Raw genomic sequence first — 11356 nt, 5'->3', positions numbered from 1 at the left:
CCGGCCGTCACCGGGTGGCGCTTGATCGGCGGGTTGTCCCTGCCGGGTTGTCTGTGCCGCCTTTGCGGCTGATCGTCTTGAAAGCCCGTGTCTGATCACGGATGGCGGCCTCGACCGGCAGCCGCTCCATGGAGGAGGCGCCGTAGAAGCCGTGGCAGTGCCGCGTGTTCTTCATGATGAAGTCGGCATCCGGCGGTTCGGCGACAGGTCCGCCATGGACGAGAATGATGGCGTCGGGCTTCACCGACAGCGCCGCCTCGGCGTAGCGATCGACGAGCGCCGGGCAGTCGGCGAGCTTGAGCGCGGTTTCCGCGCCGATCGAGCCGCCGGTGGTGAGGCCGAGATGGCAGACGATGATGTCCGCACCGGCCTTGGCCATGGCGACCGCGTCCGCCTCGGAGAACACATAAGGCGTGGTGAGGAGATCCTTGCGGTGGGCGAGGGCCACCATCTCCACCTCGAGGCCGTAGCCCATGCCGGTCTCTTCGAGGTTCTTGCGGAACACGCCGTCGATCAGGCCGACGGTGGGGAAATTCTGCACGCCGGAGAAGCCGATGCGCTTCACCTCGTCGAGGAAGACATCCATCGAGCGGAACGGATCGGTGCCGCAGACCCCGGCGATGACCGGTGTGTTCTTCACCACCGGCAGCACTTCGCCGGCCATGTCCATGACGATGGCATTGGCGTCGCCATAAGGCATCAGACCGGAGAGCGAGCCGCGGCCGGCCATGCGGAAGCGGCCGGAGTTGTAGATGACGATCAGATCGATGCCGCCGGCTTCCTCGCATTTGGCGGACAGGCCGGTGCCGGCGCCGCCGCCGACGATCGGCTCGCCGCGCGCGATCATGGCGCGGTAGCGGGCAAGAAGATCGGTGCGGGAAAAGCGGGGCATGGTCAGGTCCTGCCGGATGCGCCGCGCGCGCGGCTCTGGTGCAAGGCGCGGAAGTGCTGCGCCAGAGCGGCGGCGAAAGCCGGATCGTTGATGTGATGCGGAAGACGGATGATCTGGCGGGTTGCGGTGACGCGCACTGTCTCCGTGATGGCACCGAACAAAGCGGCGTCCGCTTCAGGACTCCAGAACGCTTGTCCCGGTGCGTCAAGCGCCGACACGCCGCCTTCCGGAATGAGGAAGCGCACTTGGCCTTCCATCTGATTGAGCTTCTCGCCGATCCAGCGCCCCATGCGCCGGTTCTCGTCGTCCGTCGTCCGCATCAGTGTGACTTGCGGATTGTGCGGATAGAGATTGCGGCCGCGGTAATGCGCCGGGACCGTGTCCGGCGGTCCGAAATTCACCATGTCGAGGGCGCCGACCGAGCCGACATAAGGAATGCGCGTACGGATGATGGCGCCGAAGCGGTCTTCCGTGGCCGGCAGAATGCCGCCCATCATCATGTCGCAGATCTCGGTGGTCGAGACATCGATGACGCCGCGGATCAGTCCCGAGTCGATGAGCTTCTCCATCGATCGCCCGCCAATGCCGGTGGCGTGGAAGACCAGCGGCTCCCATTCCTTCTCGATCAGCTTGACGACCTGCTGCACGCAGGGCGTCGTGACGCCGAACATCGTCATGCCGACAAGGGGACGGTCGGCGTCGGCGCGCGGGCTTTGCCCCGGTGCGTTCTGTTCGATCCAGCTGCGCGCCATCGCCGCCATGGCATGCGCGCCGTTGCCGAGCACCGCCCGCGACACGCGGTTGAGGCCCTGCACGTCGGTGACCGAGTGCATCATGGTGATGTCGGTCGGACCGACATAGGCGGCGACATTGCCGGCCGCCATGGTCGAGATCATGATCTTCGGTACGCCAACCGGTAGCGCCTGCATGCCGGCCGTCGCGATCGCCGTGCCGCCGGAGCCGCCGGCCGAGATGATGCCGGCAACGTTCTGCTGCTTGCCGATCCAGGCGCGGAAGGCCTCCGTCATCGCCGCCACCGCCGTGCCGCGATCGCCCGAGGCGATGCCGGCCGATCCGGTCGGCGAGGCGAGGGCGACTTCCTGCGCCGACACGTCGGCACCCTGGTTGCGGCCGACCGTCGACAGATCGACCAATCGCGTGCGCAATCCTGCGGCCTTGATGATGTCGCGGATGTAGCGAAGTTCGTCGCCCTTGGTATCGAGCGTGCCGGCGATGATGACGTGGGGCTCCTGCGGCGCGCGTGCCGCCAGCGGGGAAATGTCGCCGACACGCCGGCCGTCGAGCGTCGCCAAAGTGGGACGCGACACGGTGCGCGCGGCGGCTTCGATGCGGGCGGCGGGAACGTCCTGCGACCAGCGTGTCGGCAGCACCGGGTTGGCAACGTAAATGCGCGTTGGTCCCTGCGGCGCGTTTGCTGCCGGTTGGCGCGGGGCGGTGGCTGTGCTCGGGTCGACTTCTTCCGTTTGATCGTGACCGTGGCGGCCGACACCGAGCAGGCGCTGTTGCAGGTCGCGATCCGCCGCGAGCGTTTGCGAAGCGATGACGCGATGAATACGGCCATTGACCATGATGGCCACGGGATCGGACATCTGCGTGGCGACGCCGATATTCTGTTCGATGACCAGGATCGAGACGTCGCCATCGGCCGCGAGGCGCACCAGCGTTTCCTCGACATGGGCGACAATGACCGGAGCGAGTCCCTCGGTCGGCTCGTCCATGATCAGCAGGCGCGGGTTCATCAGCAGCGCGCGGCTGATCGCGAGCATCTGCTGTTCGCCGCCGGAAAGTTCGCCGCCGCCATTGCGCCGCCGTTCGGCAAGGCGCGGGAACGTTTCGTAGATGCGCTCGGGCGTCCAGGGGCCTTTGCCGCGCGACATCACACGCAGATGCTCGTCGACCGTGAGCGAGCGCCACAGGCGGCGCCCTTGCGGCACATAGCCGACGCCCAGGCGCGCGATCTCGGTCGGCGAGCGGCCGGCGATTTCTTCGCCCATGAAGCGGATCGACCCGGACGAGACCGGCACAAGGCCCATGATCGCCTTGCACATCGTGGTCTTGCCCATGCCGTTGCGTCCGACGACGGAGAGGACGCCGGAATGGAGCGACAGGTCGACGCCCTGAAGGGCATGGCTTCGCCCGTAGAAGACGTTCACGCCCTGCAATTGAAGGATAGGCGTCGACGCGCCTGCGGGACGCGGAGGGCGCTCAACCATGTCCGCCTCCGAGATAAAGCTCCTGAACCTCGGGATCGTCCTCGATTTCCTCGGGCCGGCCTTCCTTGAAGATGCGGCCGTTGTGCATCATCGTCACGCTCTCAACGACGCGAAGTGCGACGTCCATATCGTGCTCGATGATGATGTAGCCGATGTGGCTGGGCAGCGATGTCAGAATGTGGATCAGATCGGCGCGCTCGGTGGGCGACAATCCCGCCGCCGGTTCGTCGAACAGCACGAAACGCGGCGCGCCCGAGAGCGCGAGAGCGATTTCAAGCTGTCGCTGCTGGCCATAGGCGAGTTCGCCGACCAGCCGATCTTTTTCGCCGGACAGATGCACGGCATCGACCAGCGTAGCCGCGGCATGCATGAGGGCGTCGTCCGGGCGCGGGCGGATCAGCGAGAACCGGCTTCGCGAGACACCGACGCAAGCAAGGTACACATTGTCGATGACGCTCAGGCCGGTGAAGAGCGACGATATCTGGTAGGTGCGGCGCAGGCCGCGACGGATGCGCTCGTGCGGCGGGAAGACCGTGACGTCCTCGCCGAAGAAACGGATCAGGCCCGCAGTCGGAAGGAAGTCTCCGGTGATGCAGTTGAACAACGTGGTCTTGCCGGCACCGTTCGAACCAAGCACGGCACGCCGTTCGCCGGGCCGCACGGACAGCGTCACGTCCGAGATGGCGGCCAGCGCGCCGAACATCTTGGTGATGCCGCGCAGCTCGAGCGCATTGCCGGAGGTGGTTTGTACGGGACCCAGCGGGCTCATCCGGGACGGCGTGACGGGTGCGTTCATGGCCCGCCTCCCGTCTCGGCGGCCTTGCGCGCGGCGGTCCGCGCGCGCCAACGGTCCCACAGGGCGAGCACGCCATCCGGCGAGAACAGCACCACCGCGAGGAAGCCGATGCCGATGATCAGCTTGAAGCGGTCCGCCGAGAAGCCGAAGAAGCCGAGGGTGTCGGCGGAGAACACCTGCAGCAGGACGTAGATGAAAGCGCCGATGAACGGCCCGAGCGGCCGGCGTAGCCCCCCGACGACAGCGACGACGAGCACATCGATCGCCGCCGAGATGCCAATCGTGCCCGGCGCGATCTGCGCATTCTGCCAGACCAGAAGAATGCCGCCGGTCGACGCGAAGATGCTCGCCAGCGCATAGGCGGCGACGCGGTGAGCCGTCACGTTGAAGCCCAGCGCTGCCATGCGGCGCGGGTTGTCGCGCACGCCCTGAAGAGCAAGGCCGAAGGGAGATCGTGCGATATAGACGACAGCGCCGTAACAAAGCGCGGCGCAGGCCAGTGACAGATAATAGAAGGGAACGGGGTCGCGCCAGTTCACGCCGAACAGCTTCGGCGGTAGCACGAGGTTGAAGCCGGAATAGCCGTTGAAGATCGAATAATTCTGGCGCGTGAAATAGAAAAAGGCGGCCGCGATCGCGAGCGTGATCATGATGGTGTAGATGCCGTCGGTGCGGACGGCGAGCGCGCCGGACAAGGTCGCGAAAATCGCGGCAATTACGAAAGCGGCCGGCAGCACGATCCACCAGGGGAGACCGAGGCTCACGGCGGCGCCGGACGGCCCCAGGATCGCGACCATGTAGCCGGCCATGCCGGCAATCGACATCTGCAGCAGGCTGACCATGCCGCCATAGCCGGCGAGAAACATCAGGCTCAGTCCGATCATGCCGAGAATGAACGTCCAGCCCATCACCTGAAACAGCCAGAAGCTGTTGGCGACAATCGGTAGCAGCAGCAGGACGGCCGCGACGGCCCACCAGACCGCGGGGATGCGTTCGAACCACATCCGTTTGTCGGTGCGGTTGGCGAAGGGTGGGGCGTGATCGGCGACAGACATGGCCTATCGCCTCGTTCCCAGAAGGCCCTGCGGCCGGAATGCCAGCACTGCGGCCATGATGAGGAAGGTGAAAACGACCGAATAAGTCGGCGCGTAGAGGAACCCCATCTGCTCGGCGACGCCGATGATGAGCGCGCCCAGGGCGGCGCCGACGATCGATCCCATGCCGCCAACGATCACCACGACAAGGCTCGACAGCAGAAACCGCGTATCTTCGCCCGGCGACAGCGACTGGAACGTGGCGCCGACGATGCCCGCGATTCCCGCAAGTCCGGCGCCGAAGCCGAACACGATGAGAAACAGTAGTTGGACGCGCACGCCGGAGGCCGCCAGCATCTCGCGGTCGTCGACGCCGGCGCGGATCAGCATGCCGAGCGCGGTGCGGTTCAGCACAAGCCACATCGCAACGCCGATGACGATGGCCGCGGCCAGAATCCAAATGCGGACGGCGGGGTAGCGCAGCCACGTCACTGCGCCGGTTGCCTCGTTGACGGTATTGACGATGGGTAACTGCACCGGTCCCTGCAGGAACTGCGGCGCGAGGATCGAATAGGATTGCCCGCCCCACCACCACAGCATCAGATCGGCGAACACGATCGAAAGGCCGATGCTGACCAATGTCTGGCGCAGTTCTTCGCCCTCCATCTTCGAGAAGATGAAGTGCTGCATCAGCAGGCCGATGATTGCCACGACGACGAACACGATCGGAAAAGCGAGCAGCCAGGAATCCGAAGCGACCGCGATCTCGTAGCCGACATAGCCGCCGATCAGGAACAGCGAGCCATGCGCGAGATTGACGACGCGCATCAGGCCGAAGATCAGCGTGAAGCCGGCGGCGACGAGGAAATAGAGCGCGCCGAGGGTGATCCCGCCAATCAGACCGTTCAGAAAGATCTGCTTGCGGCCCCAGCTTGCCACCAGCTCGGGCGGCCACGATGCGAGCACCAGCCACAGGAACACCGCCACCAGAAGTACGATGATCAGGCTCCAGAACGGATAGCGCGCGATGAACTTGTCCATCTGAGAACGGCCTGGCAGCTCCCCGTGGCGGACCTTCGCCACCGTTGAAAGGCTAGATTGAAGTTCCCGTACTGTCTTTTCCCCACCGTCTTTTCATTAGCCCGAACGTCTCTTATTTGCGGCGCGCACCTCTTTTTCAGTGGGCCGGGCCCGCGACGCTGCGCCGGTAGGCGCTCGGCGGCACGACCCCGTTGGCGATGAAGAACCGCGAGAAGCTTGCTGGCGTCGCAAAGCCGAGATCGAAGCCGATCTCGGAGACCGTCTCCGTGCCTCGCGCCAATCGCTCGATGGCGTGCTCCATGCGCAAGGCGTTGAGGAAGATCGTGGGCGGCAAACCCATCTGTTCGCGGAACAGTTTGAAGAAGTGAGGCCGCGACAGGCCGGCGTTCCGCGAGATTTCCGCGAGGTCGATCGGTTCACCGAGTCTTTCGCTCAGCATATTTATCGCGCGCCTCAGGCGGAAATCGCGCAAACCCGCGCATTGCGCGGCCGGTCGGTCGCCCGCGCTCGTCCATTGCCAGGTTTGATCGAATGCCGCCTGAGTGAGCGCGCTCAGCCGGTCCTCGAAGGACCCGTCGCAGCCGCCGTGGCGGGCGAGCAGACGGGCGGTTTCCGAGGCAAGCCGGGTGATGTGATCGCTCATTTCGACGGCGGAGCGGCCGAAGCGAAGGATTTCGAAGGCGGTATGACTCGCATCGACGAACCAGCCGGGCCGAATATAAAGAACGAGCGTCAGTGTCGGCTCGCGGTGGCCGAGCGGCGCAAAGTAATGCGGTTGCCACGGACTGATCGCTGTCGCTGCGTGAGGCGTGAGAGGCAAGGTCTTGCCGTCGATCACGACGCTGGCGGCCGGTCCGCTGACATGAAAGATAAGATGACCTTCGCGATGGGCATGCGGCACCATCGGACGGTCCAGCGCATACAGACAGGCGCGCCCGAACGCGCCATGTGCGACCGCGTGAGCGATACTCATCGACTTCCTCCCGGACCGCTTATGTCTGCGGTTTTGGATGAGTGTATAAGCAGATGGCGTTGCGACAACAGGCAAAATGCCCCGGTCCGGATTTGCCCGGATCGTCTGTCTGGCGCCGGTGTTCCTCGTTCGTACTCACCACGCTGCCTCGAAAATGCGACGGCAATCGCCAGGGGTCAGCCGTCTGGGATTAGCCAGGGCACCGGGGTCGTTCGCCGCCATTTCGGCGAAGCGATCGAAGCGGGCCCGGTCGATTCCGACCTCGCGCAGGGAACTCGGTAGGCCGACCGCGCGGGCGAAAGCTCCGATGGTGGTGCTGAAGTGTGGTTCCCGCGTCGTGCGGGCAAATGTCTCGGCCATGGTGGCGTATCGATCGCCCACGGCTTCGGTATTGAAGTCAGCCATGGCGGCCATCAAGGGCGCATGGAGATCGCCATGTAGAATGTCAGGTCCAAGTTCGACTTTGATGGGATGCGCCAGCGCATCGACGCCGCCAATCGCCTTTTCGAGCGCGAGCCCGGCGGTGAGAGCTGCTGCCATCAATTCGCGCAGCGCTTCCCTGTGAGGTGTGGGCGAAGCCAGCGCCACGGGCAGCCAGCGCGTGAGGCGTCTTGTCGCTTCGAGAGCAAGCGCGTCCGCCGGCGGATGGTAGACGGGGCTGGCATAGGCCTCGATGGCATGGACCAGTACTTCCATGGACGCGGCGGCTAGGCGGCGCGGCGGTGTTTCTTCGAGCACGGTGGGATCGGCGATGATCTCGTCGGGCCGTGGGCAGACGACCGGCTGGCCGTGGCTGAGGCGAACGCGGCGCGCCAGTCCGAAATCGCAAAGAGTGGCGGGAACCGCGATCAGCGTAAGACGCTCGCCCCGTCGCGCTGCCTGTTCCGCGGCGAGCCGCGCTTGTCCGATGGCCACTGTTCCGCCGATGGCGATCAGCGTCCCGGTTCGGATATCGCGAAGGGCGCTCAGAATCCGGGAGATGGCTTCTTGCTGAGCAGCGTCGGCGTCTGTCCGGGCGAGGCTGATTGTCGTGTTGCCGAGGGCCTCCTGAACGCGCGCGCAAACGGCCGCGTTTCCCGGCTCGTCTTCGACGAGCACCAGAGCGCTCGAAAGTGATCCCACTTCTTCGGGAAGCGCGTCTTCAATCGCAGCTTCCGCGAAATGCGTGCGGGTGAGATAGCCGATCAGGGTCATCAGAGATGCTCCCGGCACGTCCGCGGCATGAGATTCATGACCGAGGGGCATGAATTGGGTGGCCGGCCGAAAAGGCCGGCCACCGACGACGACGTCAGTGCCAGGCGGCCTCAGCCGCCTGCGCGCAGCTTGGCGCAATCGACCACATCGCGTGACGGCAGCCCCAGGGCCTTGAACTGGGCTGGTGTCATGCCGAGCGTCTGGTTCACGTTCTCGGTCTTGGCCACCATCTTGCTGGTCATGTTGCCATCGGGCCCGTCGACCACTTCGTTGACGAAGACGGTTCCGGTCGCTTGGCGGTTTTCGTTCAGCGTTATCTTGCCGACCGGGCTGGCGAGTTCCATTTTGTTCAGGGCCGCCTTGAGCTTGGCCTGACCGTTAGACAAATCGCCGCCGGCTTCCTGGAGTCCTTTGATGGCCGCGAGCGTCGCCGTGTAGTAGCCCAGTCCGAAGAGTGACGGCGAGGGCAGGCGCTGATTGGCCGGGAAGCTGTCCTGATAGAGCTTCACATAGGAGGTCCAGGCGGGGTCGGTATTGTCGGCGGCGAACGGGCCGGAGGTAGGCGTGCCCTTCAAGGCGTCTTTCGCGCGTCCGCGTGCCGTCAGAACCGTCTGGTCGGCCATGATGGTGCCGCCGATCAGCCGGAGCTTTTCACCGGCCTGCTGGTATTGATTGAGGAAGTTGATCGCGTCCGTGCCGCCGAGGCCCAGATAGATCGCGTCCACGTCATTCGGCAGTTGCGCAATGATGCCGCCGAAATCCGATTGGCCAAGCGGTTGCCAGAAGCGCTGAACGATGTCGCCGCCGGACTTACAGTAGTCCACCGCGAAGCCCATGAAGTTCGTGTAGCCGAACGAGTAGTCGGCCGCGATCGTTGCCACCTTCTTCCAGCCTTTCTTCTTCACGACGTAGCTGCCGAGGCCGTAGCCCCATTGCGAGCCGTCGAGATTGAAGCGGTAGAAGTTCGGCGCGGGATCGACCCAGGTGGTCTCGAGCGCGCCGGAAATGCCATTGATCACCACCTTGTCGGGGATGGTCTTGGCGAAGTCGCGCATGGCGATGCCTTCCGAACCGGACAAGGGGCCAATAATAATGTCGACCTTGTCCTGCTCGATGAGCTTGCGGGCCATGCGGATCGTTGTGTCGGGTTTGGTGTCCGTCGGAGCGACGACGGTTTCGATCTTCTTGCCGGCGACGGTATTGTTCACCTGCTTGAGAGCCAGTTCGACATTGCGGACACCGTCCTGGCCGCCAGTGGCGAAGGCGCCTTCGAGAGCGACCAGAATGCCGATCTTGATCGTGCCGTTCTGGGCGATTGCTGCGCCGGGCAAACTGAGGGCGAGCATTGCGACGGCGCTAAGAAGAGACTTGCGCATTGTTGTTCCTCCCTGTGACGCGAGAAGAGAGAGCCCGGCCATCGCGCCGGATTTTCTCTATGCGCGCGTCGTAACGCGCCCCTCGGCGCGCCTTCGGGAAAACTGCCGTTCAATATTCATGCAGCCCATATCCAAGCGTCTCATTTTCGGGAACGCTATTTGGAGGCGATACCTCACGACCTGCCGCATGGCGGACCAATGCGAGGAATGCTGCAGTACGGAATAAACATTGGAACGGGCTCCCTGCGTCACAATGTCTCGTCTGGGGATTCGCCGTGTTGGGCCAGCCGCTTGGCTCGCAGGCATGACCGGTGCTCGCCAATTGTCATCTCTTTCCAAGGCCACCGGTCGAATCTGCTACCGTCCCGGCAAAGGCCGGAGGAGTGCAGCAATGCTGGCTTACGGGCGCAAACGTCGGTTAGCGAACCGCGCTAGCGCCGCCATGCCGTTGGCCATCCTTGTTTTTGCGACGTTGCTGCCGGTCGAACCTCTCAGGAGCGCGGCGGTTGAGAATTCGATCGTCGTTCGGGAGCATTCCGGCTGGGACAGGAATTGCGAGGCTATTCCGTATCCACCGCTGTCTCTCATCACGCCACCGTCACATGGCAAAGTGTGCGCAAAGGCTCAGGTCATCACGATCGCTTCGATGTTTGCCGGGACCGAGTCTCAATGCATTGGGCGTGACGTGAGCGGCGTGAGAATCATATACCAACCCGATGCGTCCTATCGCGGCGAAGATACATTGGTCTATGGCGTTCAGTATCCTTCACGTTTCCGTGCCGTTTCCGTCAAAGTGAATATTGGAGCCACGGTGCCCGCGACGGTGAGTGTGGCGGATGCGGATGTCGCCGCGCAGCCAAAACAAGCGCCGGGACCCATGCCGACTTGTCCTCAGTACGTCTTTTGACGCTGGTCCCTCAATCGGCTTGGCGACAGTCTCTCAACGTTCGCCTAGTGTGCGCGCTGCCAACGCAGCAGCCGAGGTTCTATTCTCGACGCCGAGCTTGTTGAATATTTGTTCGAGGTGCTTGTTCACCGTCCGCGGGCTTAATGTGAGGATGTCAGCGACATCCCGGTTCGACTTGCCGCGCGCGATCCACAAGAGCACCTCGGCTTCGCGTTGTGTAAGTTGCAGCTTGTCGCGGAGGATAAGCTGGTCGTCCTTCGGATCGCCGTCAATCAGTCGAAGCAGAATCTGGTCGGCGCCAATCTGACTGATCACCGAAAGTTCGATCTGCGTGCCAGAGCCGGCTTGGCCGATATTGATCGTATCCGCCGATGCGGCGATCGATCGATCGACGTGGCTTGCCAGCCAGTTACGTATCGGCGCGGGCAAGGTGTCGCGCTCGGGATTGAAATCAGGAAATGCCCGGACGATCAATTTTACGGCCTGCGGTGTTGCCCACAGGACTTTTCCCACGCGGTTGGCGGCGAGCAAATAGCGGCCGGAGGCATCGAGCGCTGAGCGCGCGCTTTGCGATATGCGCGCATTGGCGAGGTGCACGCGAATGCGCGCCAGCAACTCGTCCGGCGAGATCGGTTTGGTGACATAGTCGACGCCGCCCGCATTCAACCCTTTGATGATGTCTTCCGTCTCGCTGAGGCCCGTCATGAAAATCACCGGTACGTGGCTTACGGCTGCTCTCTGCTTGAGCCGGCGGCAGATCTCGAAGCCGTCGATCCCGGGCATGACGGCGTCCATCAGAATAACGTCGGGCGTGATCCGTTCGGTCAGCGATAGCGCCTGCTCGCCGTCGAGCGCGACCAAGACGGTCATGCCGGCGCCTTCGATGGCGTCGGTCAGCATACGCAGGGT

10 protein-coding genes are annotated in these 11356 nt (G+C 63.9%); 1 reads left to right on the top strand and 9 read right to left on the bottom strand.

The annotated features are described in order from the left end of the window. Positions 1-7: 7 nt before the first annotated feature. The 8 genes from E8Q40_RS15460 to E8Q40_RS15425 all read right to left on the bottom strand — a co-directional run bounded on the left by E8Q40_RS15460 (position 8) and on the right by E8Q40_RS15425 (position 9540). A complete protein-coding gene (locus tag E8Q40_RS15460) occupies positions 8-892 on the bottom strand; it encodes a phosphoenolpyruvate hydrolase family protein (RefSeq protein WP_137045382.1) in 885 nt (294 codons plus the stop codon). 2 nt (positions 893-894) lie between these two features. After that, a complete protein-coding gene (locus E8Q40_RS15455) occupies positions 895-3126 on the bottom strand; it encodes an ABC transporter permease (RefSeq protein WP_137045381.1) in 2232 nt (743 codons plus the stop codon). Further along, positions 3119-3922: an ABC transporter ATP-binding protein gene (locus E8Q40_RS15450; RefSeq protein ID WP_370455194.1), complete on the bottom strand. Its 804-nt coding sequence runs from the start codon at positions 3920-3922 to the stop codon at positions 3119-3121. Before E8Q40_RS15450 ends, E8Q40_RS15455 begins: the two co-directional genes overlap by 8 nt. After that, the gene (locus tag E8Q40_RS15445; protein WP_137045380.1) at positions 3919-4977 is read right to left on the bottom strand and encodes a branched-chain amino acid ABC transporter permease; all 1059 of its coding nucleotides are present in this window, start codon (positions 4975-4977) and stop codon (positions 3919-3921) included. Before E8Q40_RS15445 ends, E8Q40_RS15450 begins: the two co-directional genes overlap by 4 nt. A gap of 3 nt (positions 4978-4980) precedes the next feature. Continuing rightward, positions 4981-5997 carry a branched-chain amino acid ABC transporter permease gene (locus E8Q40_RS15440; protein ID WP_137045379.1) on the bottom strand — a complete coding sequence of 339 codons (1017 nt, stop codon included), beginning with the start codon at positions 5995-5997 and terminating at the stop codon, positions 4981-4983. Positions 5998-6133: 136 nt separating this feature from the next. Next, complete coding sequence (locus tag E8Q40_RS15435) at positions 6134-6835, bottom strand: AraC family transcriptional regulator (RefSeq protein ID WP_168197862.1); 702 nt, start codon at positions 6833-6835, stop codon at positions 6134-6136. Positions 6836-7105: 270 nt separating this feature from the next. Continuing rightward, positions 7106-8164 (bottom strand): iron-containing alcohol dehydrogenase, encoded by a 1059-nt coding sequence (locus E8Q40_RS15430; RefSeq protein WP_168197861.1) that lies wholly within the window; start codon positions 8162-8164, stop codon positions 7106-7108. A gap of 110 nt (positions 8165-8274) precedes the next feature. Then, positions 8275-9540, bottom strand: a complete 1266-nt coding sequence (locus tag E8Q40_RS15425) for an ABC transporter substrate-binding protein (protein WP_137045376.1) — start codon at positions 9538-9540, stop codon at positions 8275-8277. Between the two features lie 391 nt (positions 9541-9931). Here E8Q40_RS15425 and E8Q40_RS15420 point away from each other — a divergent pair, with 391 nt between their 5' ends. Next, positions 9932-10447, top strand: a complete 516-nt coding sequence (locus tag E8Q40_RS15420; protein ID WP_137045375.1) for a hypothetical protein — start codon at positions 9932-9934, stop codon at positions 10445-10447. Positions 10448-10480: 33 nt separating this feature from the next. Here E8Q40_RS15420 and E8Q40_RS15415 read toward each other — a convergent pair whose 3' ends face one another. After that, a complete protein-coding gene (locus E8Q40_RS15415) occupies positions 10481-11347 on the bottom strand; it encodes a response regulator (protein ID WP_370455262.1) in 867 nt (288 codons plus the stop codon). Between the last annotated feature and the right edge of the window lie 9 nt (positions 11348-11356).

Source organism: Pseudolabrys sp. FHR47 (assembly GCF_005153485.1).
Taxonomy (GTDB): Bacteria; Pseudomonadota; Alphaproteobacteria; order Rhizobiales; family Xanthobacteraceae; genus Pseudolabrys.
The sequence above is the reverse complement of the archived record's forward strand: the minus strand, read 5'-3'. Positions and strand labels throughout refer to the sequence as shown.

Excerpts from the sequence above, each read along its gene's own strand:
- E8Q40_RS15420 (WP_137045375.1), top strand. The coding sequence starts at position 9,932 with ATGCTGGCTTACGGGCGCAAACGTCGGTTAGCGAACCGCGCTAGCGCC.
- E8Q40_RS15445 (WP_137045380.1), bottom strand. The coding sequence starts at position 4,977 with ATGTCTGTCGCCGATCACGCCCCACCCTTCGCCAACCGCACCGACAAA.
- E8Q40_RS15460 (WP_137045382.1), bottom strand. The coding sequence starts at position 892 with ATGCCCCGCTTTTCCCGCACCGATCTTCTTGCCCGCTACCGCGCCATG.
- E8Q40_RS15455 (WP_137045381.1), bottom strand. The coding sequence starts at position 3,126 with ATGGTTGAGCGCCCTCCGCGTCCCGCAGGCGCGTCGACGCCTATCCTT.
- E8Q40_RS15450 (WP_370455194.1), bottom strand. The coding sequence starts at position 3,922 with ATGAACGCACCCGTCACGCCGTCCCGGATGAGCCCGCTGGGTCCCGTA.
- E8Q40_RS15415 (WP_370455262.1), bottom strand. The coding sequence starts at position 11,347 with ATGCTGACCGACGCCATCGAAGGCGCCGGCATGACCGTCTTGGTCGCG.
- E8Q40_RS15425 (WP_137045376.1), bottom strand. The coding sequence starts at position 9,540 with ATGCGCAAGTCTCTTCTTAGCGCCGTCGCAATGCTCGCCCTCAGTTTG.
- E8Q40_RS15430 (WP_168197861.1), bottom strand. The coding sequence starts at position 8,164 with ATGACCCTGATCGGCTATCTCACCCGCACGCATTTCGCGGAAGCTGCG.
- E8Q40_RS15440 (WP_137045379.1), bottom strand. The coding sequence starts at position 5,997 with ATGGACAAGTTCATCGCGCGCTATCCGTTCTGGAGCCTGATCATCGTA.